This is a genomic window from Acuticoccus sp., assembly GCF_965213555.1.
Taxonomy (GTDB): domain Bacteria; phylum Pseudomonadota; class Alphaproteobacteria; order Rhizobiales; family Amorphaceae; genus Acuticoccus.
Window position 1 is genome coordinate 386546 of the sequence record NZ_OZ243890.1, and the last position, 23702, is coordinate 410247.

Consider the following 23702-nt stretch of genomic DNA (forward strand, 5'->3'; position numbering starts at 1 on the left):
AACCTCGGGCCGCTCGATCCGCGTGACGACGTCCTCCCCTTGACGACCAGCGCGGCCGACTCGCGGCACCTGCCCGGCGATTGCGTTCGGACGGATGGCTGCGCTACCGAAGCGGACGTGCGCGCGAGGGAACCATGCCGGACAAGACCATCGTGATGACGGGCGCCGCTGGCGGCGTCGCTGGCATGCTGCGGCCGCTCCTGCGCGAGCGCTACAAGCTCGTCCTGTCCGACCGCTCCGCAGCGCCGGACGACCTCGCGCCGCAGGAGGAGTGGCGCGAGGCCGACCTCACCGACCCCGATGCGATGGCCGCGCTGATGGCGGGCGCGGACGGGCTCCTCCACCTCGGCGGGCAGTCGGTGGAGGCGGACTGGCCGACCGTGCACGCCGCCAACATCGAGGGCCTGTACAACGCCTACGCCGCCGCTCGCGACGCGGGCGTGCCGCGCATCGTGTTCGCCTCCTCCAACCACGCGATCGGGTTCTATCCGCGCACCCGGCGGATCGGCGTCGACGAGGCGGTGCGGCCGGACGGGTTCTACGGCGTGTCGAAGGCGTTCGGCGAGGCGCTCGGCTCACTCTTTGCCGACAAGTTCGGCGTGCGCGTCATGTCGATCCGCATCGGCAACATCGCCGCGCGCCCCGCCGACCACCGGCGCCTTTCCATCTGGCAGCACCCCGAGGACCTCGCGCAGCTTATTACCATTGGGCTGGAGCACCCGGACGTGCACCATGCCATCGTCTACGGCGCCTCGCACAACGAGCGCTCCTGGTGGGACAACTCCGCCGCCTACGCGCTCGGCTACGCCCCCCAGCACCGCGCCGAGGACCACGTCGACTTCGCCATGGCCGAGCAGGCGAAGCTCCAGCCGGACCCCGTCGGTGACCGCTTTCAGGGCGGCGGCTTCTGCTCGGACGGCTTTGCGGGCGACCTCGACCGCTCGCTGTCCGCACGGCTGACGCGCTGAATGGCCGATGCGGCACGCGTCCGCGCCGTCGCGGCGCGCCGGGCATGACGTGCCGGTCGAGCGCTTCGGCACGTTCCGCGACGAGCCGGTCTACCGGGCGACGCTGACCTCCGATGCGGGCGTCGCGGTCAACATCCTCTCCTATGGGGCGGTGATCCAAAGCTGGACGGTGCCCGGCGCCGACGGCATGCCGCGCCAGGCGACGCTGGGGTTCGAGGCGTTCGCGCCCTACCCCGAGCACAGCCGCTCCTTCGGCATCATCGCCGGGCGCCTCGCCAACCGCGTGCGCGACGCGCGCTTCACGCTGGAGGGGCGGACCTATGCCCTCGATCGCAACAAGGGTCGTCATCACATCCACGGCGGCTCCGAGGGGTTCGGTCGCAGCCTCTGGCGGCTCGATGCGGACGACCGCGCGGCGCGGCTCAGCCTCCGCAGCCCCGACGGCGCGATGGGCTATCCCGGCGCGGTCGACGTGGGGGTTGAGATCACCCTCGACGAACATGCCGTCACCTTCGCGATGACCGCGGTTCCCGACCGCGCGACGCCCATCGCGCTGGCGCAGCACTCGTACTATCGGCTCGGCGGCCCCACGCGGGAGCATCGGCTCGCTGTCGCCACCGACCGCGTGACGCTGAAGGACGCCGACAAGGTCGCGACCGGTGAGGTCGTCCCCGTGGATGGGACGCCGCTCGACTTCCGCACGGAGCGTCCCATCGGCAACCTCGACCTCGACGACAACTTCTGCCTGACCGGCGCAGCTCCCGCCGCCACGCTGACCGGCCGCGACCTCGCGCTGACGCTCGTCACCGACCGTCCGGGCCTCCAGGTCTACAACGCTTACGACATGCCGCCCGTGGCGATGCCGGGCCTCGACGGGGAGCGCTACGGCCCGCGGTGCGCCGTGGCGCTCGAGGCGCAGGACTGGCCGAACGCGGTCAACCACGAGGGGTTCCCGTCCGTCGTCGTGACGCCGGACCGTCCCTACCGTCAGGTGACCGCGGTCACCATCGTCCCAGCGTGAGGCGGGCTGAGCTTGCTTGCGTTGCGGTGTCGCGTCCTGTACCGCCGATCCATTGGGAGTGCGACCGAGCGCGGGCAGCCTGGATGCCACGGGCGTCGGCCCGCACGCTGTGTTCGGTGGCGGCGCTGGCAGCGGTCACGGTCAACGCGAGCGACGCGCTGCGCTCCCTTGATTTGAGTTCGACCAGCCTACGAGCATTCCCCATGACCGACATCGACCGCATCGTCGCCGCCATCCGTGGAGAGGGTCCGCTCGCCGGGCTCGACAACCCGCCGAAGGACGTGGCCGCCGCCTACGCCCTGCAGGAGGAGGTCCGCGACGCCCTCGGCGAGCTCGTGATCGGCTGGAAGCTGGCGCAGACGACGCCGGGCGCTCAGAAGGCCGCTGGCATCGACGCTCCCACCGTCGCCCCGTTGCTCAGCGGCATGATCGTGCAGGACGACACGACGTTCCCCGAGCGCAAGTTCTACAAGCCGGAGGGTGAGGCCGAGATCGTCATCGAGCTCGGTGACGAGATCCGCGAGCCCGTGTCCGCCGACGGCGTGCGCGAGCGCGCGGCCGGCTTCCGGCTCGCCATCGAGGTCGCCGACACGCGTTACGCCGACAAGCCAGCGGTGGGCGTGCCCTCGATCATCGTCGACCTCAACTCGTGCGGCGCGTTGGTGATCGGCGAGCTTCAGCCCATCGCGGGGCTTGCCGACGCGCGCAGGGCGGCGGTCTCCCTCAAGCTCGGGGACGGCTCGATCGTCGAGGGGCTGCCCGCCGACGCGCGGCCCGATCCCCTCGCCGTCGTGGCGTTCCTGTCGCGCTTCGTGACCGAGCGAGGCCATCACCTGGAAAGTGGCTCCTTCATCACCACGGGGACGCACACGCCGCCGACGCGGAGCGGGCCCGGCGAGCTCGTGGCGACCTTCGAGGGGATCGGCCGCGTCTCTTGCAAGCTCGCGGAGCCGCGAGCCTGACGCCGCGGCGGTGACGCCGTTCATCAAGTATCGGCGGTTCGGCCGACCGCCTCCTCGTCCGGCGACGGCGGATCAGCCCGTGCGCGCCCTCGCGGGTCGAGGTGCGCGAGCACGCCGCGCAGGGTGCGCACCTGCTGGCGGTCCCACCTCGCGTCGGACATGATGGTGACGAGGTTGCGCTCCATGCGCTCGGCCATGTGCGGCGGCCGGAAGTAGCCCGTCGCGCGCAGCAGCGACACGAGGTGCGAGCACAACCCCGTCACGTCCTCGCGTGTGGCGGGTGGTTGTCGTGGCGGCGGCGGCGGTGCCGCGCCGAGCGCCACGCGACGCCACTCGTAGGCCATCAGCAGGACGGACTGCGCGATGTTGAGCGAGGCGAAGCGGGCGTCGACGGGGAACGTGACGATGATGTTCGCGCGCGCCACCTCATCGTTCTGCAGCCCCCAGCGCTCGCGACCGAACAGGATGCCGGTCCGCCCGGCTGCGCTCGCGCCCACGAGTTCGGCGAGGCCATCGGCGGGACCCTCGACCCGCTTGGTCATGTCGCGCGGGCGCCGCGTGGTGGCGATGACGAAGGTCAGGTCCGCGATGGCGGCGTCGAGGTCGTCGTAGACCCTCGCCGCGTCGACGACGTGGTCGGCACCGGAGGCGGCCGCGCGCGCCCTCTCGCTCGGCCAGCCGTCGCGCGGCGCGACGAGGCGAAGGTCCGTGAGGCCGAAGTTCGCCATCGCCCGCGCCGCGGTGCCGATGTTCTCGCCAAGCTGCGGCGCGACGAGGACGACGGCGGGCGCGGACGGCGACGGCGACGGCGACGGGAGGTCGGGAGCGCTCATCCCCTCGCTCTAGCCCCGTTCCCCCGGGGAAGCACGCGACACTTCGCGGGCCCGCCTCCGGCGTCGTGGAGGGCGCCAGCGGCGACGCCAGCGCGGGGGCCGGGCATCCTGCAGGGGCGGCCCTCGATGCCGCCGCGGCGCCGGCCAACGCTGGGTGAAGCCACGCGCCGTCGCCGAACAGGACGGCGCGAACCTTCCTTGCCATCGGGCTGCGTGCTAAGGCCCTCTAGGGTGAACCGCGTGTGGTTGCGCGCTCCGATGGTAGAAGGCCCGGGAATGGCGAAGATCAAAGTTGCGAACCCCGTCGTTGAACTCGATGGGGATGAGATGACGCGGATCATCTGGCAGTACATTAAGGACAAACTGGTCCATCCCTACCTTGATGTCGAGCTCGAGTACTACGACCTCAGCGTCGAGCACCGTGACGAAACCGAAGATCAAGTGACCATCGACGCGGCGAACGCGATCAAGCGGCACGGCGTCGGGGTGAAGTGCGCGACCATCACGCCGGACGAGGCACGAGTAGAGGAGTTCGGCCTCAAGAAGATGTGGCGCTCGCCGAACGGGACGATCCGCAACATTTTGGGCGGCGTCATCTTCCGCGAGCCGATCATCTGCCGCAACGTGCCCCGCCTCGTCCCCGGCTGGACGGAGCCGATCATCATCGGCCGCCACGCCTTCGGCGACCAGTACCGCTCCACCGACATCAAGGTGTCTTCGCCCGGCAAGCTCACGCTGACGTTCACGCCGGCGAACGGTGAGCCAGAGGTGCACGAGGTCTACGAGTTCGCCGACCCGGGCGTCGCCATGGCGATGTACAACATCGACCCGTCCATCGTCGACTTCGCGCGTGCGTCCTTCAACTACGGGTTGAACCGGGGTTACCCGGTCTACATGTCGACCAAGAACACGATCATGAAGGTCTACGACGGTCGCTTCAAGGACATCTTCCAGGACGTCTACGACGCTGAGTTCAAGGACAAGTTCGAAGCGAAGGGGATCACCTACGAGCACCGCCTGATCGACGACATGGTGGCGTCCGCGATGAAGTGGTCCGGCGGCTACGTCTGGGCGTGCAAGAACTACGACGGGGACGTGCAGTCCGACACGGTGGCCCAGGGGTTCGGATCGCTTGGCCTCATGACCTCGGTGCTGATGACGCCGGACGGGCAGACCGTGGAGTCGGAGGCCGCGCACGGCACCGTCACCCGGCACTTCCGCCAGCATCAGCGCGGCGAGCAGACCTCGACGAACTCGACCGCGTCGATCTTCGCCTGGTCGCGCGGGCTCGCCCACAGGGCCAAGCTCGACGGCAATGACGACCTTGCACAGTTCGCCGCGACGCTGGAGCGTGCCACCGTCGGCGCCATCGAGGACGGGCACATGACGAAGGACCTCGCGCTCCTCGTGGGCGCGGACCAGGGGTGGGAGTCGACGACGGGCTTCCTCGACACCGTCGCCGGCCGGCTGGAGCGCGAGATGGCCCTGGCCTGACCGGCCAGCGGCGGCGGACGATGCCGTGCTGGGAAACGCGGCCCCGCCGTCGCTCACCCGGCGACGGCGGGGCCGGGAGGCACGGTTCGGCGGCACGGTCCGGAGGGCACGTCGAGGTCGCCGTGACGGCCGCCCGTGAGCGACGAGCGGACGACATCGGCCCCGGGGCACGGGCTGCTGCAGCGCATGCGGGCCCGAGCATCGGCAAGCCATCTCCGCCCGTCCCGCCGCCAAGCTCGACACCAACGAGATGGCGGAACTCCCGTTCGTGAAACGACGGAGGGCTGACGGCCGCCTTCGAGATCGTACCGTCTGCGAGCTGGCAGCGCTTCCTCATGACCGTAGATCGCCGGCGTGCTCGAGGGAGCGTTGGCATCCGGTCGGACCGGGTTGCTGCACCGGTTGCCGGTCGCGGTCCGAAGGTCCTCCCGGCGTCCGCGCAGCAAGCCCTTGGGGCTTGGCGAAGACCGTCTCGATCGGGTTGGGGTCGGCCGAAGAGGGGCAGGGACAGGACGGTGCTCCCGGCGGCCGCGATCGCCTCGCGCACGCCGGCGACCTTGTGGACGGTGAGGTCGTCCACGACGACGACGCTGCCCGCTGCACGTGCCGTTGCGAGGAACTGCTCGGCGGCGGCGAGGAAGGCCGGCCCCGTCATCGGCCCGGGACAGGCGAGCGGAGCGACAAGGCCGGTCGTCGCCAGCCCGCAGACGAAGGTAGGGGGCGCCGATGGCCGTGCGGCACGGCGTCGACCACGCGGGCTCCCTTGGGCGCCCAGCCGTACAGCCTGGCCATCTTCGTGCGAGCGCCGGTCTCGTCGATGAGGACGAAGGCCTCAGGATCGAGGCAGCGCTGCCCCAGCCGCCGTCGTCTTCGCGGCCGCGCGACGTCCGGCGAGCCTGCTCGGCCACGCGCAGGACTTTTCTTGAGCGTAAGGCTGCGCACCGTCCGCCACACGCATCGCTCCGCGCTCTGCTGCGGGAGGCGGTGACGCTTGAACACGCCATCCGCACGGACGATCCGCCGGAGCATCGAGCTACACCGGCACCGCCGATATGCTGGGCGACGGGCGCAGCGGATGCGCGACGGCACGAGTGCGGCGCCGTCACGGTCCTGCATCCCAGCCGAGTGGACCACGACGCGCAGGGCAAGACCCTCGTGTCGACCAGGCGTGGATCCTGCGTCCCTTCACCCGCTTGCCGGCGTCGTAGCCAACCTCGTCGTCCTTCGAGCTCCCGTTCCGGCCGCCTCGACCGTCCGGCCATCGAGGGATCGCCGCGCCGGGCTCGCCTCGCGCCCGGGGGCGCTCGCGTAGGGCCATGTGCAGCTCGGCCCGGATCGCCCTCCCAGGTCCCATCGCCCTGGAGCTTGCGAAAGATGTTGCGAACGGTCGACCGCGGCGGGAAGTCCCCGCCCGGGCTATGGCGCCAGGGGCAGCCTGCGCGCAGGAGTTGGAAGATCGCGTTCATGACCGCGTGCGAGGCGGTCCTGCGCGGCCGACCACCGGGTCTGGCCCGCGAGATCGGTGGCCCCGGGCGCTCCCATTCCGACTCGCGTAGATTGCTCGGAAAGCCCCGCTGGCGATGAGGCGCGCGATCCTCGTCCGTCCACAGGCCCGCACCGCCTTAGAATTATCCGACGCGACCTCGCAGCATCTCCTCAACGAGCCTCTTGGGTCAGGTTCTGACGCCCCCAAATGGCGTCGCATCAGGCCAAACTGCGTTCGCACTCATGTTCCAGGGTGGCGGGGCACGCGTGATGAAAATGCGAACTATTCCTTCGCTGTAGCACTACGATAAGCGACCGAAGCGCACGGTTAGCGGACTCGCTGCTTTGCGGCTGGCGAAGCAGAACAGCGGACGCCCAATGGTCCATGCGAGGTGACGGATTTCGTGGGCTCTTTACCTCATCTTGCATGACAAGCTTGCGTGTTCGGCTTTAGCATCTATCGGAGAATGGGAATCCCCGAGCGACCCGTAGCGGATCCGTGAGGTCGGGCTCGCAAGCGATGCCAATCCGGACCGTTCAGGTCCATCACCGCCACTGAGGGCAGCATGGCTCGGTGGGACAGCCGGAGGATGGTGTAGCCAATACCTGCTAATCCCCGAAACATTGAAGCGTTGAACACTGAAACGCTAGAATTGGGGAAGAAGCGGAATCCACCTCTCGCTTCGGCGCCGCTAAGCATCTGCGCGGCGAGCGCTTGGGCCGCATCCTCAGCGCCGGGAGTTGTACAATCGAGCAAGGCATCGATCAGGCCTGCGGCTCCGCAACAAAGGTGATCCACGTCGAACGGGAGCGCTCCGCCTTGAACCAGAGTTCGGATGATCGCTTCCGCGGCCGCGGCAGTCGGCGGCTTTAGGCCCCGGCCCCTGAAAACCGATTCTAAGTGCATTGTGCCAGCCAGACCCCAACACCAGCTGTGACAGGTAGCATTATCGCCTGTGCTGGCGGCAGGATCCATCGCCTCCCTCCTGCTAGCCTCATTTGCGAGCGCATCAAGAAGGGTGTCCATCGCTCTTAAGGTCTCGGCATCAGAGTGCCTCTGCGACAACCGATTAAGTGCGAGCGCTATGCCGCACCCGCCGTGGGCCATGCCGCTCTGTAAGGCTGCAGGGCCACTCAAGCCTGGGACGTCGCGAATCTGTCGGGCCATGATAGCGCCGGCGTCGCGAGCAACCCCCAGGGCGCTCGTGTCGCCGAAGCGGTCATACGCCGCCAACAAGCCCAGGATCAGCCCGGACAGGCCAGTGATGAACTCGAGGGGATGAGCAGCGAGATCCGAGACATGCAAAGCCTGAACAAGATTGGCGGCCCCTTCACTGGCGTCCGCCTCAACTTGCGGGTCCGCCGAGAAGGCGAGCGTGTAAAGTAGAGCGCCCGCCCCGTAGCCGGCACCGACGCCGTAAAGGGAGACGAATTCGCGTGCGGCTGCCCTATTGCGAACATGGGCAAACAAAGCCACTCGAAGCGCGTTTGCAGTGCGCTCTGCCCAAGGGTCAGTTTGGAAACGAAGATAGGATGTCAGGAAGCACAAAACGCCGCATCTGCCGGAATAAAGCCCTACATCAAGCGGAGTATAAGCAAGATGGGACGCGGCGTCAGGCAACCCTGCCGAAAGCCAAGTAGGCTCACCCCTTGAGTCGGGCATCTCCCGGCGCCGCAGCTCTTCAATGATGTCGCGCAGTGAAGCGGAAAACGGTTTGGGAGGTAGCCCCTTGACGATTTGAGGCGCTGGCACCTCCGCCGGATTTAAGCCTTGGAAGCGAAGCAAGAAGGCGCTCATCAACAACCGCCGCTGCTGCGCCATACTGGGATCATCGATCGCGGAGAAGCGCGCTACGACTCCACCGACGCCGGTGCGCTTGAAGAAATTCTCCGCGATGAGGCGATCACCGCAATACAGATCATAACCACAAGCCTGTGCATGGAAGATCGGAATGCATCCGGCCAACAAGGCTTCAGCTTCGCATTCGACCAACTCAAAATGCCATCGCAAGTTGTCCAGATGGTTGGGGTTCGGCCTCAACGCCTCGCGGATGAAATCGAGCCGAGCGCCCACTGAACCGCACCGTGCTGGATGCAGGGATGCCTGGAGAACGCGAAGATAAAAATGCGTCGAGCGTATCACGATCCGGGTTGCCATAGCCTCACCGCTCAGCGCATTCAGCAATCCGCTTCGATTGGTACGCAGTACCGACCAAGCCTGTTCGAAGCCCTGGTTTATTGTAGTCGTGAATGCTTCGCGATCCGCGCCCGAAAGGCCGCAAAATCTCTGCGCCGCAAGTCCCGCCCAAGTCGCAGCTCCCAGTTCGCCGGGAAAACCCGCTGCAAGGGGGCTGAAATCTACTAAGCGGTCCCCCGGCAAGACCTCCCAGCGCGGCAAGAGACCGCTGTCGAGGACAGTGTCACCGAAAATCTCGCCAGAGACCCGCTCGCTGACGACATCACCTGAGAAGGCGTGAACAGGCGCAAGCAGCGTCTCCGCATCGACAACCACTGGCCCTCGTTCGGAGAAAATAACGTTCTCGTGGTGTAGATCGTGGAGCCCAATCGCGTACGCTACAGCGACCAATTCACCGTAGCTACGGGCCCAGTGGCAATTTGAGAACGGATCAGTCGCCGGTGACATGAATTCCAACCACCCATATCCCTCGCCCACCACAACGCGCGGCGACAAGATGCTCAGCCCTTGTTCGGCTAGTTTCGCGGCGAGAGAGGCATAAAGCGCAGCCGGCTGTTGGGGCCTTGGCTTGTAAACCCAGGTGCTGGACTCAAAGTGCAGGATGGAGACGGCGTCACCGTCATGCTGATCACCGGCGGCTCTGTCTATTGCGGAGACGGGATCGCTTGCCGCAAGGCCGAGACGAGGCCGATCTTGCGCAAGACGTGCGAACAACCGTAATAGGGCCGTTTGCTCATGACGTACCATCTGGGCGAGGAGGTTGGCCACGGCAGGAGCCGCGCGAAGCGGCGCCGCCCAAGTGCCGCGGCTGATCGCTTCGGTATAGATCGTGGCCGCTCCCGCCTGATTGCCGGCAACAAAGGCAAGTCTCGGCGATGCAGATCGGAAGAGGTCATAGTCTTCTGAAACCGCCAGTTCAGCCGCTTGGGTCAAGCGACGAGCAAGGGTCGTCATAAGGTCGCGCCATGCGCCTTCTGCCACGGGTTGACGAAAATGAGCGCAAAGCGCGGTGCGAACTTGAGAAACTGCACCCGCGGCAATGGGTGCCAAAAGTGGTGCAAACTTGCAGTCGTTCAGCCGGCCGATAACGTGCCTAACGTCTGAGAGTTCTGCGTTTTGCGCCCAGCCATCGAGGGATGCGGCCACTTCGAGCTCGGCGCACGCGGTCTCGGGGCCAGCTATTTGCAACCGCGGCAAGTCGGAGCATTTACGGTGGGAAGCCAACAGGTGCCACCTGGAACCGAGGTCGTGCACATCGTACTTACATTTGCTTCCGCAGCCAGTTGCGAAGCCTCGACGACGGTTTCGTCGAGCGGAGGCAGCACGAGCACGACCGAGCGCCAGTCCTTCTTCTCTACGATCTCAATGTCGATTTCGTCGGAAACCTCAATCCCGAAATGAGCTTGCAAAGCCGCTTTGGGATCCGCTTTTAGCTCCGCTCGGAAATCCGGGTCGCGCCGCGCCTTTCGGAGGATCTCGACTTGTACGTCTTGTTCCTTCGACATTAGTCTCTCCGATCGCTGTGACACGCAACATGGTGCGGCTTCATATTGTCGCCGGTGCCGCCTTGCTCACAAAGCGCCTCCTCTATTTCAGGCGAACAACGTTCTATGACTGTGCGCACCCTCCGTTTCTCGAGTTCGGAATAACAGGGCAGGTAGCATTCGGGGACATGCCAGGGCTTTGGCGGGTAGCTCAGCAACGCGATCGCGCACGCGACGATCTCGTAGGGCATAAGGCCGTGCAGCAGCAACACGGTGCGAAAGGAAGCGCCACTCTGAGTACTGGTCTCCCAAAGAACATCCCCCGTAAGGTCTTCATACTGCAGTACCGAGCGCCCATAGAATTCACTGACCGCGCCTATTTCCAGCAGGTGATCGTCAGTCGACGCGCCTCCCACGAACAGGGCGCCGCCCTCATGGTCGAAAAACGCCGCGATACGGCCTGTTAGGTTGGAGCAGCGCGGCGAAGCGATCTGGAGTTTGGCGAAGTCTACCTGACAGTCGCCGCTATAGCCGAGTGTCTCGTAGCCGTGATGAGTGGCAAATGTCTTCACTTCCTTCTGCAGCTCTTCCTCCATACAGGGACGGAGAGCGCAAATGACCTCATAGGAATGATGCGGCAGCACCGAGGCGATTAATGTGTGCACCAGTTGGTCGAAGATTGAACCGTCATAAACCAACAGGTTTCGGTGCTGCGCTTGCCGTCTCACTCTGCGCTCGAGGAGATCCGTAAGGTCGCGGACCCGTTGAGACAGGCTCTCGGTTTTGTCTACACGTACGTTGGACGGGTATCTGGGGACATACTCGGCTGCGGCGCCGTTCGGCGGCCCATCGCCGATCAAGCCCGTAAGCGCGGCTGCGCGCGCTCTGCCGGGATCACCAAAGATCGCCGCGGCCGACGAGGGGGCATAACCTAGAGACACGAGCGCGCGGATCGCCTGCGGTCTCGAGACGATACCGGCTTCGTAAAGGTTGCGCACATCAAGGACTTCTGCCGTCGAGGTGCGCGGCCAAAACATTTCAGGCTTTGCTCAACATTGAAGCCAGCGCCAGCTTGGCCGTCGATTGAGAATGCTCCTTCGGCGGCACTTCAAATCGAAACTCCACGTGGGAGCCATCCCGAATAATGAGCGATTCCGAAACACCTCGTTCTGCGAGTTGGCCATCGATATATAGGAGCCAGAACCGGTCCGGGGCGTCGGCTATGCCGTCGAACTGGTCGATGAACACCCCGTATTGTGAGCCGTAAATAGCTCTAAATGTAAAACTGTCGGTAAGGCTGGCATCGGCTAGCACGAGCAAGTCAAGCACGCGGATGCCAGGATACCAAGCTAGTGCCGCGAAGTGACGCGTGGGCGAGGCATTAGGATCCGGCACAATGGAAAGAGAGACGCTCCGCGGGCTCGGCGACAAATCTACCTCCTCATGATAAAGTGAAGAATACGCGATAGCTATTGATCTGACAATGCAAAAACTGCGTCAATCCAAATGACACTGAGATGCCCCCCCCAGATCATCGCTGGAGGGGCAGCTTTCAGGGACCAGCTCCGCGGACTGAACGACTGACATGGCGGGCGCAAAACTGTCGAGAAAGCCAAGGCGGCGTATGCTACCAGCGAAGCCTATGCGGTCCTTGGGTGAGTGCGACGGCGCTAGGCGGCAATGGGCGGCGAATGGCGGGCCACGGCCGATGAAGATGAGCACTACGTCTACGCCATAGCACTCTGAGCTTCGCCTTCCGTCCGACCGGGTATCCGTAATTACGCTTAGCTCAGCGTGATCGGCCTGCATCGCAACGCCGTAGCGCAGCCGGAAGAGCCGACCTTAAGCGGATTGTCGAGTGTCGATTATCACTATACGGTATGCCTCCCAAGAGCGAGACGATATGACACGCAATGCACCCAGGAACAACCGTTCGGCAAGATTGCATTGAAAGGAATGGGTTGAGCGTGACTGACGCCGCCCGAATCCTTGGCGTCGATCGGCAGACCCTCAGCAACCTGCTGAACGCCCGGTCAGGCATCTCGCCCGAAATGGCCGTCCGTCTCGAAAAGGCGTTCGGTACGCCGGCCCGCGAATGGCTGATCCAGCAACTTGACTACGAGTTAGCCGAGGTCATGCGACGGGCAAACAAGATCACGGTGGAGCCTTTCAGCACGACCGCACAGCCAGTCGCGGAAAGGCGAGGAGAAGCATGAACGCCGTCGAAATCGAAGAAGCCGTCTCCGCGCTGGCAGAACGCCCGTTTGATCCCGAGGAGTTTCCGTTTTCGTTCCTTGAAGCCTTTGGAAACAAGGCGACGACCATCAAGCGACTGCGCGCGGGCGCGTCGAACAAGTCCGACCTTGGCGGCGTTCTTCAAACCAACCACGTTCATATTGCCGTTAGCGCGCCGGGCCAGGTCACGAAAACATTGGCCGCGCTCAGGGATAGCCCGGCCACGGCCCGCGCGAAGGCGAAGTTCGTGTTGGCGACGGACGGCGACACGTTCGAGGCCGAGGATGTGGAAACGGGTGAAACGCTCGCCTGCGACTATGCCGATTTCCCCGACCATTTCGGGTTTTTTCTGCCGCTGGCCGGTATCACCACCGTCAAGCAGCTCCGCGAGAGCTCTTTCGACATCCGCGCGACCAGCCGCCTGAACAAACTCTATGTCGAGCTACTGAAGGACAATCCCGATTGGGGAACCGCCGAGCGCCGCCCCGACATGAACAATTTCATGGCGCGGCTGATCTTCTGCTTTTTCGCCGAGGACACCGACATCTTTCACGGGAGCTATCGCTTCACCGACACGGTCGAGAGGATGAGCGCGCGGGATTCGTCCAACACCCACGAGGTTATCGGCGAACTGTTCCGCGCGATGAACACCATCCCCGCCGACAAACCTCGCGCCGGACTGCCGCGTTGGGCTGATGGCTTTCCCTACGTCAACGGTGGGCTGTTTTCGGGAAGGCTGGAGGCGCCGCGCTTCAGCCGGATCGCGCGTTCCTATCTTCTCCACATCGGCAACCTCGACTGGACGAAGATCAACCCGGACATTTTCGGATCGATGATCCAGGCCGTCGCCGACGACGAGGAGCGCGGCGCGCTGGGGATGCACTACACCAGCGTCCCCAATATCCTGAAGGTGCTGAACCCGCTCTTCCTCGACGACCTGCGAACGCAGCTGGAGGAGGCGGGCGACAACCCGCGCAAGCTGCTCAACCTGCGCAGCCGCATGGCGAAAATCCGCGTATTCGACCCTGCCTGCGGCAGCGGGAATTTCCTTGTCATCGCCTATAAGGAAATGCGGGCGATCGAGGCCGAGATCACTCGGCGGCGCGGCGAAGCGGACCGGCCTTCGGCCATCCCGCTCACGAACTTTCGCGGCATCGAACTGCGCGACTTCCCGGCCGAGGTGGCCCGCCTCGCGCTCATCATCGCGGAGTTTCAGTGCGACGTGCTGTATCGCGGGCAGAAGCTCGCCTTGGCCGAGTTCTTGCCGCTCGACAGTCAAAACTGGATCACCTGCGGCAATGCTCTCCGGCTCGATTGGCTGAGCATTTGCCCGCCGACCGGGAGGGGCGTGAAGCTAAAAGGGGATGACCTGTTTCAGACGCCGCTCGATCAGGCACAGATCGACTTCGAGAACGAGGGGGGCGAGACGTATATCTGCGGCAACCCGCCTTATGCAGGCGCGACGGTAACAGCTCCCAGGGATGCAAGCGCAGAAGTGAAAGATCGACTGAGGAAGGAAGCTGAAAGGCGCAAAGCGGATTTGGAGGCCATTTTCGGCCATCGCACAAATAACTGGAAGTCACTCGATTACGTCGCCGGATGGTTCATAAAGGCGGCGGACTATGGAACCCGAACCAAGGCAACGGCCGCGTTCGTTTCGACAAACAGCATCTGCCAAGGCCAGCAGGTGCCGATCCTCTGGCCCCTGATTTTCGCCACTAGACATGAAATAGCCTTTGCTCACACCAGTTTCAAATGGGCCAATCTGGCAAGCTACAACGCCGGTGTGACCGTCGTGATTGTCGCGATCGCCAATGGCTCACCCATCCTCAGGCAACTGTTTTCAATATCCGACAATGGCGAACCGATCGTGCAGAAGGTTCCCAATATCAACGCGTATTTGGTGGCGGCGCAGGACATCATTGTGCATTCCCGCAGCGCGCCACCTTCCGGGCGACGGGAGATCGATGCTGGCGGAAAGCCCGTCGAGGGGGGGCACCTCTTGCTCACTCCCAACGAACGCAACCGGTTGCTGGCAGACTCCCCGGCGGCGGCGCGGTTCTTGAAGCGCGTCTTTGGAGCCAACGAACATAACAAAGGGATCGTTCGATATGCTCTCTGGATTGGCAATGAGGACGCATCCATTGCTGAGCAGGATGAATATTTGAAACGCAGGCTGGATGGCGTCCGCGAGATGCGACTAGCCAGTCCGAAGCCCGCGACTAAGGCGAGCGCAAATAGGCCACATCGGTTTCAGGAAGTGAAGCAGACCGGGCTTGAGAAGGTAACTCTCGTGCCTGTGCTCACGTCCGAAAAACGGGAGTTCATCCCGGCAGGGTTAGAAGCCCCAGGCGCGATCATTACGAACCTCTCGTTCGCGCAGTTGGATGGACCGATTGCGGACATTGCCATCCTCAATTCCCGACTGCACTTCATCTGGGTTGCAACGGTTTGCGGGAAGTTCAAGACTGATTACCGCTATTCCAATACGATGGGCTGGAACACCTTCCCGATCCCTCCGCTGACCGAGAAGAACAAGGCCGACCTGACCCGCTGCGCCGAAAACATTCTGTTGGCGCGCGAAGCGCATTTCCCGGCCACCATCGCGGAGTTTTACGACCCCCAACGGATGGATCGGGATTTTCCCGATCTACGTGAGGCGCACGAGCGTAACGATGAGGTGCTGGAGCGCATCTATATCGGGCGCCGCTTCAAGAACGATACCGAACGGCTGGAAAAGCTGTTCGAGCTATATACCAAGATGACCACCGGAGCGGGTACGAGGAAGAGGCTACAGGTGGGGACAGCATGAGCAGCCTCACCGACATCGAGAAACGCTATTTTGAAAAGCTGCTGGGGATGCAGAGCGGCTACGTTCTAGATTACTCCGACGCGACTTTCGGCGAACTTTTCAATCGCCACGGAGTCAACATTCACGGCCAGAAATATCAGACCTATGGCACCTCCAAGGCCAAGAAGATGCGATCTTTCTGGGAACAGGAGCCGGATGTTCTGGTCGCAAAAGTGCTTGGGGAGATGCTGGACGCATATGAGGCCGATTGCAGCCTGAACAACCGGGACGCAGAAGCATCCGTCCTCGAAAAATCTCGGGGAATGGTCGCGCGGCTTTCAGGGGTGCCCGCGCCGTCGATAAAGCCGACCCAGACGGTTGACGATTTTCTGCATAGCGAATTTTCGATCCCCAACATTCGGAAACTGCCGATTGAGGCGCTCGCCGTGCCCATCATCGAGAGCCGCCTTGATGAAGCGCGGACAGCAATGGGCGCGGGCGCGTATCTTTCCACCATCTTCCTATGCGGCAGCGTGCTGGAAGCCGTCCTTCTCGGGGCGGCACAGAAAGAGCCAGTGCGCTTCAATCGAGCTTCAGCCAGCCCGAAGGCCGCCGACGGCAGCGTAAAACGCTTTCACGAGTGGAGCCTCGCCCAGTTCATAGATGTCGCCTGCGAAGCTGGCCTGCTGAAACCCGATGTGAAGAAATTCAGTCACGGGCTTCGGGATTTTCGCAACTACATCCACCCATACGAACAGATGCTATCCGGCTTCACGCCGGATCAGCATACGGCGAAAGTCTGTTTTCAGGTGCTTAAGGCGGCGCTTGCCAGTGTCGCGGGGGAAAGAAAGTGAAACCAGAAGCCAAATCTGTTCCCTCCGTGTCGGTTTCCTATGCGCGCAACGGCAGCTCCACCAAGTCGAACGCGCTCGGAATGCGGCCGATGCAGGAGCGCGCCTATGAGAAGCGCGGCGAGCAATATCTGCTCATCAAGTCGCCGCCGGCGTCGGGCAAAAGCCGGGCGCTCATGTTCATCGCGCTCGACAAGCTTGCCAATCAGGGGCTGAAACAGGCGATAATCGTCGTGCCGGAGAAGAGCATCGGCGCGAGCTTCAACGACGAGCCGCTGACCAAGTTCGGCTTTTGGGCGGATTGGATTGTCGCTCCCAGGTGGAATCTGTGCAACGCCCCCGGCGAAGACGGCGGCAAGGTCACTTCTGTCGGCGCTTTCCTCGCCAGCGATGACCAGGTGCTGGTCTGCACCCATGCCACCTTCCGCTTCGCCGTGGACAGGTTCGGGATCGAGGCGTTCGACGAGCGGCTGATCGCCGTGGACGAGTTCCACCACGTTTCCGTCAACCCCGACAATAAGCTGGGGCTGCATCTCGGCCAGTTCATCACCCGCGACCGCGTGCATGTCGTGGCGATGACCGGCTCCTATTTCCGGGGCGATGCCGAAGCCGTCCTGGCCCCGCAGGACGAGTCCAGGTTCGATGCCGTCACCTACACCTACTATGAGCAGCTCAACGGCTACGAATATCTGAAACAGCTCGACATCGGCTATTTCTTCTATTCCGGTTCCTATGCCGACGAGATTCTTGGGGTGCTGGACCCCGCCGAAAAAACCATCATCCACATCCCCAACGTCAACTCGCGCGAGAGCACGAAGGACAAAATCAGGGAGGTGGAGCACATCATCGAGGAGCTGGGCGACTGGCAGGGCACCGACCCGGCCACCGGCTTTCAGTTGGTCAAGACGCCGGAAGGCCGCATCCTGCGCATCGCCGACCTGGTGGACGACGACGTGGCCAAGCGCGACCGCGTTTCCGCCGCGCTGAAAGACCCCGCGCAAAAGAACAACCGCGATTATGTGGACATCATCATCGCGCTGGGCATGGCGAAGGAAGGCTTCGACTGGATTTGGTGCGAGCACGCGCTGACCGTCGGCTATCGTTCCAGCCTGACCGAGATCGTGCAGATCATCGGTCGCGCCACCCGCGACGCGCCGGGAAAGACCCGTGCGCGCTTCACCAATCTGATCGCCGAACCCGATGCCGCCGAAGCGGCAGTTACCGAGGCCGTAAACGACACGCTCAAAGCCATCGCCGCCAGCCTGCTGATGGAGCAGGTGCTTGCGCCTCGTTTCGAGTTCAAGCCCAAGAATCCGACCAACGTCGCGACGCCCGGCTTCGATTATGGCGAGGGCGGCTATGATCCCGAGAGGTGCAATGTCGGTTTCAATGAGGAACGCGGCAGCTTCCAGATCGAGATCAAGGGCCTCGCCGAACCCAGGAGTAAGGAGGCGGCGCGCATCTGTCAGGAGGATTTGAACGAGGTGATTGCCTCCTTCGTTCAGGAAAAGACCGCCATCGAGCGCGGCCTGTTTGACGAAGAGCTTGTGCCCGAGGAGCTGACCCAGCTCCGCCTCGGCAAGATCATCAAGGACAAATATCCCGAGCTGGACGAAGAGGATCAGGAGGCGGTGCGTCAGCACGCCATCGCTGCCCTCAATCTCACCCAGCAGGCTAAGCAGGTTGCGCTTGGCGGTGGCGACGCAGAACCCGGTGCCAACACCGCGCTGATCGACGGCGTGCGCAAATTTGCAATGGACGTGCGCGAGCTGGACATCGACCTGATCGACCGGATCAATCCGTTCGGCGAAGCCTATGCGATCCTCGCCAAGACCATGAGCGAGGAGAGCCTGAAGCAAGTCGCGGCGGCGATTGCCGCCAAGCGCACCAGCCTGACGCCCGAGGAAGCCAAGGAGATTGCCGTCCGGGCTGTCCGCTTCAAAAAAGAGCGCGGCCGGTTGCCTTCCATCAGCTCGACCGATGCCTGGGAGAAACGGATGGCCGAGGGCGCCGCCGCCTTCGTGCGCTTCAAGGATGAGGGCCGCTATGAGTGACCTCGACCTCGACGAGCTGCGCTCCGAACTCGACGACTTCGCCCAACCGGAGAAGAGGGCCGGTCGCTCCCCGCGCGAAGAACGCATCATCGCTGGATTTGAGGAGATCCAGCGATTTGTGAACGGGCATGACCACGCTCCGCAGCATGGCGAGGAGCGGGACATCTTCGAGCGTCTTTATGCGGTGCGGCTCGATCGCCTACGCGCCCTTGAGGAATGTCGTTCGCTTCTCGCGCCGCTCGACCATCAGGGCTTGCTGGCCGGTGCCGAAACCGGTGCCGCTCTGCCGAAGGAGGAGATGGACGAGGACGAACTGCTGGCCGAGCTGGAAGGCGCGGCGGGGACGTCGGACATCACCGAGCTTCGCCATGTCCGGGCCAGTGCCGAAAAGCGCGCCGCCGAGGAAATCGCTAACCGTGAGCCGTGTCCAGATTTTGAAAGATTCAAGCCGTTGTTCGCTCAGGTTCAGGGCGACCTCGACTCCGGCGTTCGGACCACTCGCCCATTCGTGAAGGATGCCGGATTCCTGAAAGCGGACATCACCGAGGGGCAGTTCTTCATTCTCGGCGGCCAGACGGCCTATGTCGCCGAGGTCGGGGACACTCTAAAAGCCCCAAACGGGGAGTTCGACGCACGCCTGCGCGTCATCTATTCCAACGGGACCGAAAGCAATCTGCTGCGGCGGTCCCTCCAGCGCGCCTTATATAAGGATGAAGCCGGAAGGCGGATCACGGAACCCGCCGCCGGTCCTCTATTTGCCGGTGAAAGCAACGACGACGACCTGGCGAGCGGCACCATTTATGTGCTGCGCAGCAAGTCCGATCATCCGCTCGTCGCGGCCGACCGCGGCATTCTACACAAGATCGGCGTCACGGGGGGCAACGTGGCGCGGCGCATCGCTAACGTCAAACTCGACCCCACCTTCCTCATGGCCGACGTTGAAATCGTCGCCACCTATGAGTTGTTCAACATCAATCGCACCAAGCTCGAAAACCTGATTCACCGCGTCTTCGACCCCGCCCGGCTCGACATCGAAATCACGGATCGCTTCGGCAATCCGGTAATCCCGCGCGAATGGTTCCTTGTGCCGCGTTTCGTCGTCGACGAGGCGGTTGAGCGGATCAAGGACGGCACGATCACTGAATATACCTACGACCCTCAAACGGCCCGGCTCGTGCGTGCTGATAGGCCGTACTCCAAGGTTGGTGCTTAGTGCGCATCACCCGCCTCACCATTGAGAATTTTCGCTCGATCAAGGCGCTCGACCTCGATCTCAACGAGACAACCGTCCTGATTGGCCCGAACAATGCGGGCAAGACTGCCATTCTTGACGCCATCAGGATTGTCCTGACGCGCCGCTGGGGACAGCGTGGCACCGGCTTCACCGAATACGATGTTCACCTCGCTGACGAACATGCCGACCCGAAAGCCCCTCCCGGCGTCTCGATAGAGATTCGGGTTGAGGAGCAGCAGGCGGGGGAATGGCCCGATGCGTTACAACAGGACCTCGACGAGATCGCTCAGACCGATCCCGCAACGGGCAAGACCTTCATCATTCTTCGTGCAAGCTGTGCTTGGAGCGAGGCGGAGGGGAGCTTCGAGCCGTCATGGGTATTCCTGAACGCGGGCCACGCTCCGCTCGTTGGCGGATCGGCGCGGCGGATGAATCTCGAACGCTTCTGGCAGTATCTGCCGGTATTTTACCTCGGCGCACTGCGCGACGTGGACGACGAGTTTTCGCCGCGTTCGCAGTTCTGGGGTCGATTGCTGAAGGCTATGGAGATTCCGTCCGCGCTGGAAACCAAAATCCAGCGCGTTCTTGATCTTCTGAACAGGAAGCTGCTGCAAGCCGATCCTCGTCTAGCCCAAATTGCCGGCACGCTGTCCGGCGCAACGCGGGTCGCAGCACGCGATCGCGATGGTAGCTTCGATCTTCGGCTTGTTCCCCTCAAGTCGTGGGATTTGCTTTCCAAGGCAGAGATCATTCTGCGCAATGAACCGGACTGGCCGTGGCTCCCGCTGCAACGGCACGGCCAGGGCGTGCAAAGCCTCTCCGTCATTTTCCTGTTCCAGGCTTTTGTGGAACACTTGCTTGCAGAACTCTACGAAGCGGACAGCGCACCCGTGCTGGCGCTTGAAGAACCCGAGACGCATTTGCATCCACAGGCGGCGCGCACGCTCTGGACGCACATCAATGCGCTGCCCGGCCAAAAGATCATCACCACGCATTCGCCCTACTTTGTGCAGCACGTTCCGTTCCGGGACCTACGCCTTGTCCGGCTGACCGACAACGGCACCGAAGTCCGATCGCTGCCGCCGAGTTTTTCCGCGCGTATTCCCCATGTTGCGGCTCTCGATGCCGTCGTTGCCGGAAGCGGCGGATTGATCGAATATGATCGCGCTGCCGAGCTGCTGACCGTTCACGGCAAGATCGAACAGAATCCATACCGAAATTTGTTGACCTGTTACGGCACCCACGCCGACAGGGCAGTCATTCACGGTGTCCTGCGTGAACTGCATGACCGTTCGCTCCTCTTTGTCAGCGACGAGGAATTGAGGTCGCTGGAAACCTGTGCGCGACGGATACGCGGCGAAATCTTCTTTGCCCGGCGCTGGTTCATCGTGGAGGGACAGGCAGATTACCTGCTCGTTCATGCCGTGGCGCGCGAACTCGGATATGACCTCGACGAGCACGGCGTCGCGTTAATCGACGCCAAGAACAACGGCAACCCCGCTACCTTTGCGGTGCTCGCACGGGCGCTCGCGATACCGTGGCTTGCCGTTTTCGACGGCGATGGAGCAGGGCATCAATACTGCCAGAGCGTTGCCGCGAGGGATTTCTCGGCGGCGTTTGTTAAAGCTCGTTGCCGGACTCATGCCGCAGGCGACCTTGAGGAACAGATGATGGCCGACGGCCTTGAGGCCGAACTCAGGAACGCGCTCATCCAGATCGGCGTCGCCGGTGCTGCGACAGCCGACCAGGCGACTCTGCTAGGGCAACTGCGCGATAACAAAACGGCCTACGCTGGGGCGCTCGCGACCATATTGCGTGGGAACGTCGCGCTTGCTGGGCGCATGCCCCAAGCCTTTCGCGACGCGATTGCGGACCTTCGGGGGCTGACATGACAGACAATCCACTCGAACCTGCGTTCGCGAAGCTGACGGACATTCAGCGTGAAGCCGTCGCGTGGGGCGACGGCGCGATGCTGGTTCTTGCGGGACCGGGATCGGGGAAAACGCAGGTGCTCACCTGTCGGATCGCTCGCCTGCTCGACGCGGGCCGCGACCAGTCATTCCGCATTCTCGCCTTGACGTTCACGAACAAAGCCGCCGACGAAATGAAGGAGCGTGTCGCAACCTTCGTTCCCGGCCTTGAAGGTCGCGCAAATATCGGGACGTTCCATAGCTTTTGTGGACAGGTGCTGCGACAGCACGGCATCCATCTCGGCATCAAACCGGACTTCGCCATCTATTCCCAGGACGATGACCGGAAGGCTGTTCTTGAGGACGCGCTGAAACGTGCGGACATGGACGCAGAGGGCGTCCGCTATCTTGGCCTGATCGATCGCATGAAAACCAAGCTGATCGAACCCAAAGATGCGGCGTCCCGCATCACGCGCGCCGCCGATCCCCAATCCATCGCGCAAGCCTATGAGGCTTACGAAAGTGAATTGCGCCGGTTGAACGTCCTCGACTTCAACTCCCTCATTTTCGAGGCGTTTCGCCTGTTCTCGACTTTTCCCGCCATCGCGGTCCGCTATCGTCGGTCCTATCCCTATTGGCTGCTCGACGAGTTTCAGGACACGAATGACGCTCAATACCGGCTCATTCGCACGGTGGCTGGCGACGAGTTCAAAAACGTATTCGCCGTCGCGGACGACGACCAGATCATCTATCAATGGAACGGGGCCAGCTTCCGGCAGATTCAACGCTTTCGCGCCGACTTCCAGCCACAACTGATTCAGTTGCCGACGAACTACCGCTGCCCGCCCGCCATCGTCGCTGCAGCGAACCGGCTTGTAGCGTATAACGTCCAGCGGACGGACGCGAAGAAGCCGCTCGTCGCTGGCAAGACCGATCTCAAGCTCCCCGAACAAGAGCACATCCAGCTTCGTGCCTTTGAATCCGACGAGATCGAGGCGGAGAAGATCGCCGAGGAGATCGCCGCGCACGGGAAGGATCAATGGAGCCAGATCACCGTTCTCGCCAGAACCCGCGCATTGCTGGAAAAGATGCAGAGGGCGCTTCAAGCCGTTCAGGTGCCCGCAGTCATCGCGCAGCGCCGCGACGATTTTCTGTCCGCCGAAGTCCGATGGCTGGTCGCATGTCTTATCCAGACCGTGCGCCCGCTCGACCGGCGCAACATGGCCGCGCTGATTGCCGCCTTCAATCGGTTTGCCGAGGTTCAGATCGCCGTCGGGCAGGTCTTGTCCGACGCCGAGGCGAGCGGTGTAGCCTATTTAAGCACATGGATTACGGCGGCCAACTTTGAGATCGACGCTTCCTCGCCACACGCAAAGCTCCTTGAAGCCGCAGCTCGCCTCGATTCAGCTTCCGCAAGAACCATCATCGACACGGTCCTTGCTGAGTTGGACGCGCGGGCATCGGGCGACGATCCTGACTCGGATTTGGTGGAAGATCTCGCGGCATGGCGCGAGATTTCCGGCGATATCGCCCGGCACTTCGGGCGCAACATCTCGCTCGATGAATTTTTGCAGCAGCTTCAACTGCGCTCAAAGGCACCATCGCCGCAGGCCCACACCGTCACCCTTATGACGGTGCATGGAACGAAAGGCCGCGAGTTCGACTTTGTTTATCTGATCGGCCTCGCCGAAGACATTCTGCCCTCGTTCCAGAGTCGCCAGAAAGGTGACACCAGCCCTGAAATGGAGGAGGAGCGACGCAACTGCTTCGTCGCGATCACCCGCGCCAAGGAATCGCTCATCCTGAGTCGCGCAAAAACCTATCGCGGTTGGAACAAGCAGCCGTCGCGTTTTCTGGTTGAGATGGGTCTTGCGCACCCAAATGGCTGACAAGCTTGCTGCGTTCGTGTTGAAGAAGTGTCGACGTTTTCACTCTTCTTCAAGCCATCGACCTCCACCAAGTGTTCCATCCGCGTTCGCACAAGCGCCAACGCGACGGCCGCTTGACCGTCGTCTGTAAGCACGCGCAGCGACGTTTCGGTAGCGCATGAATCGCGATCCACGTGCAAGTTAACCGTCAATCGGCCGCAAGTTCGTGGTCGCTTCTCTGCCGGATTCTTTTTGAGCTGAGTCGTGGGCGAACTCCAAGTTGAGGATTGTGGCATGGAGCAGAAAGCCGGAAGA

At 62.9% G+C, this 23702-nt stretch carries 17 protein-coding genes; 11 read left to right on the plus strand and 6 right to left on the minus strand.

Annotation, left to right across the window (positions count from 1 at the left end):
• The first annotated feature begins 134 nt into the window (after positions 1-134).
• From ACOOE8_RS02070 to ACOOE8_RS02080, 3 genes are all read left to right on the plus strand, one after another.
• Complete coding sequence (locus tag ACOOE8_RS02070) at positions 135-968, plus strand: NAD-dependent epimerase/dehydratase family protein (RefSeq protein WP_420393234.1); 834 nt, start codon at positions 135-137, stop codon at positions 966-968.
• Positions 969-975: 7 nt separating this feature from the next.
• The gene (locus ACOOE8_RS02075; RefSeq protein WP_420393235.1) at positions 976-1989 is read left to right on the plus strand and encodes an aldose epimerase family protein; all 1014 of its coding nucleotides are present in this window, start codon (positions 976-978) and stop codon (positions 1987-1989) included.
• A gap of 203 nt (positions 1990-2192) precedes the next feature.
• Positions 2193-2951 carry a 2-keto-4-pentenoate hydratase gene (locus ACOOE8_RS02080; protein ID WP_420393236.1) on the plus strand — a complete coding sequence of 253 codons (759 nt, stop codon included), beginning with the start codon at positions 2193-2195 and terminating at the stop codon, positions 2949-2951.
• A 23-nt stretch (positions 2952-2974) separates the two neighbouring features.
• Here ACOOE8_RS02080 and ACOOE8_RS02085 read toward each other — a convergent pair whose 3' ends face one another.
• Entirely contained in the window at positions 2975-3784 is an 810-nt protein-coding gene (locus tag ACOOE8_RS02085; protein WP_420393237.1) for an RNA methyltransferase, read from the minus strand.
• Between the two features lie 276 nt (positions 3785-4060).
• On the opposite strand from ACOOE8_RS02085, the gene ACOOE8_RS02090 reads away from it, so the two are divergent.
• Positions 4061-5278 carry an NADP-dependent isocitrate dehydrogenase gene (locus ACOOE8_RS02090; RefSeq protein ID WP_420393238.1) on the plus strand — a complete coding sequence of 406 codons (1218 nt, stop codon included), beginning with the start codon at positions 4061-4063 and terminating at the stop codon, positions 5276-5278.
• A gap of 53 nt (positions 5279-5331) precedes the next feature.
• Here ACOOE8_RS02090 and ACOOE8_RS02095 read toward each other — a convergent pair whose 3' ends face one another.
• The 5 genes from ACOOE8_RS02095 to ACOOE8_RS02115 all read right to left on the minus strand — a co-directional run bounded on the left by ACOOE8_RS02095 (position 5332) and on the right by ACOOE8_RS02115 (position 11875).
• A complete protein-coding gene (locus tag ACOOE8_RS02095; RefSeq protein WP_420394599.1) occupies positions 5332-6888 on the minus strand; it encodes a transposase in 1557 nt (518 codons plus the stop codon).
• A 332-nt stretch (positions 6889-7220) separates the two neighbouring features.
• Positions 7221-10106: a DUF4135 domain-containing protein gene (locus ACOOE8_RS02100; protein WP_420393239.1), complete on the minus strand. Its 2886-nt coding sequence runs from the start codon at positions 10104-10106 to the stop codon at positions 7221-7223.
• A gap of 32 nt (positions 10107-10138) precedes the next feature.
• Complete coding sequence (locus tag ACOOE8_RS02105) at positions 10139-10465, minus strand: hypothetical protein (RefSeq protein ID WP_420393240.1); 327 nt, start codon at positions 10463-10465, stop codon at positions 10139-10141.
• Positions 10465-11481: a hypothetical protein gene (locus ACOOE8_RS02110; protein ID WP_420393241.1), complete on the minus strand. Its 1017-nt coding sequence runs from the start codon at positions 11479-11481 to the stop codon at positions 10465-10467. The genes ACOOE8_RS02105 and ACOOE8_RS02110 overlap by 1 nt, the downstream gene beginning before the upstream one ends.
• Before the next feature lies 1 nt (position 11482).
• On the minus strand, positions 11483-11875 hold the full coding sequence (locus tag ACOOE8_RS02115) for a hypothetical protein (RefSeq protein ID WP_420393242.1): 393 nt from the start codon (positions 11873-11875) through the stop codon (positions 11483-11485).
• 536 nt (positions 11876-12411) lie between these two features.
• On the opposite strand from ACOOE8_RS02115, the gene ACOOE8_RS02120 reads away from it, so the two are divergent.
• The 7 genes from ACOOE8_RS02120 to ACOOE8_RS02150 are packed head-to-tail and all read left to right on the plus strand — an operon-like array spanning position 12412 to position 23408.
• Entirely contained in the window at positions 12412-12660 is a 249-nt protein-coding gene (locus tag ACOOE8_RS02120) for a HigA family addiction module antitoxin (protein WP_420393243.1), read from the plus strand.
• The gene (locus ACOOE8_RS02125) at positions 12657-15491 is read left to right on the plus strand and encodes a class I SAM-dependent DNA methyltransferase (protein WP_420393244.1); all 2835 of its coding nucleotides are present in this window, start codon (positions 12657-12659) and stop codon (positions 15489-15491) included. Before ACOOE8_RS02120 ends, ACOOE8_RS02125 begins: the two co-directional genes overlap by 4 nt.
• Positions 15488-16324 (plus strand): hypothetical protein, encoded by an 837-nt coding sequence (locus ACOOE8_RS02130; RefSeq protein WP_420393245.1) that lies wholly within the window; start codon positions 15488-15490, stop codon positions 16322-16324. The genes ACOOE8_RS02125 and ACOOE8_RS02130 overlap by 4 nt, the downstream gene beginning before the upstream one ends.
• A complete protein-coding gene (locus ACOOE8_RS02135) occupies positions 16321-18375 on the plus strand; it encodes a DEAD/DEAH box helicase (RefSeq protein WP_420393246.1) in 2055 nt (684 codons plus the stop codon). The genes ACOOE8_RS02130 and ACOOE8_RS02135 overlap by 4 nt, the downstream gene beginning before the upstream one ends.
• On the plus strand, positions 18368-19588 hold the full coding sequence (locus ACOOE8_RS02140; RefSeq protein ID WP_420393247.1) for a GIY-YIG nuclease family protein: 1221 nt from the start codon (positions 18368-18370) through the stop codon (positions 19586-19588). The genes ACOOE8_RS02135 and ACOOE8_RS02140 overlap by 8 nt, the downstream gene beginning before the upstream one ends.
• On the plus strand, positions 19588-21501 hold the full coding sequence (locus ACOOE8_RS02145; RefSeq protein ID WP_420393248.1) for an ATP-dependent nuclease: 1914 nt from the start codon (positions 19588-19590) through the stop codon (positions 21499-21501). Before ACOOE8_RS02140 ends, ACOOE8_RS02145 begins: the two co-directional genes overlap by 1 nt.
• The gene (locus ACOOE8_RS02150) at positions 21498-23408 is read left to right on the plus strand and encodes an ATP-dependent helicase (RefSeq protein ID WP_420393249.1); all 1911 of its coding nucleotides are present in this window, start codon (positions 21498-21500) and stop codon (positions 23406-23408) included. Before ACOOE8_RS02145 ends, ACOOE8_RS02150 begins: the two co-directional genes overlap by 4 nt.
• Positions 23409-23702 lie beyond the last annotated feature (294 nt).

What these genes read in the sequence shown, in the direction of transcription:
- ACOOE8_RS02140 (WP_420393247.1), top strand. Translation starts at nt 18,368, where the DNA reads ATGAGTGACCTCGACCTCGACGAGCTGCGCTCCGAACTCGACGACTTC.
- ACOOE8_RS02070 (WP_420393234.1), top strand. Translation starts at nt 135, where the DNA reads ATGCCGGACAAGACCATCGTGATGACGGGCGCCGCTGGCGGCGTCGCT.
- ACOOE8_RS02085 (WP_420393237.1), bottom strand. Translation starts at nt 3,784, where the DNA reads ATGAGCGCTCCCGACCTCCCGTCGCCGTCGCCGTCGCCGTCCGCGCCC.
- ACOOE8_RS02080 (WP_420393236.1), top strand. Translation starts at nt 2,193, where the DNA reads ATGACCGACATCGACCGCATCGTCGCCGCCATCCGTGGAGAGGGTCCG.
- ACOOE8_RS02130 (WP_420393245.1), top strand. Translation starts at nt 15,488, where the DNA reads ATGAGCAGCCTCACCGACATCGAGAAACGCTATTTTGAAAAGCTGCTG.
- ACOOE8_RS02075 (WP_420393235.1), top strand. Translation starts at nt 976, where the DNA reads ATGCGGCACGCGTCCGCGCCGTCGCGGCGCGCCGGGCATGACGTGCCG.
- ACOOE8_RS02125 (WP_420393244.1), top strand. Translation starts at nt 12,657, where the DNA reads ATGAACGCCGTCGAAATCGAAGAAGCCGTCTCCGCGCTGGCAGAACGC.
- ACOOE8_RS02105 (WP_420393240.1), bottom strand. Translation starts at nt 10,465, where the DNA reads ATGTCGAAGGAACAAGACGTACAAGTCGAGATCCTCCGAAAGGCGCGG.
- ACOOE8_RS02150 (WP_420393249.1), top strand. Translation starts at nt 21,498, where the DNA reads ATGACAGACAATCCACTCGAACCTGCGTTCGCGAAGCTGACGGACATT.
- ACOOE8_RS02110 (WP_420393241.1), bottom strand. Translation starts at nt 11,481, where the DNA reads ATGTTTTGGCCGCGCACCTCGACGGCAGAAGTCCTTGATGTGCGCAAC.
- ACOOE8_RS02090 (WP_420393238.1), top strand. Translation starts at nt 4,061, where the DNA reads ATGGCGAAGATCAAAGTTGCGAACCCCGTCGTTGAACTCGATGGGGAT.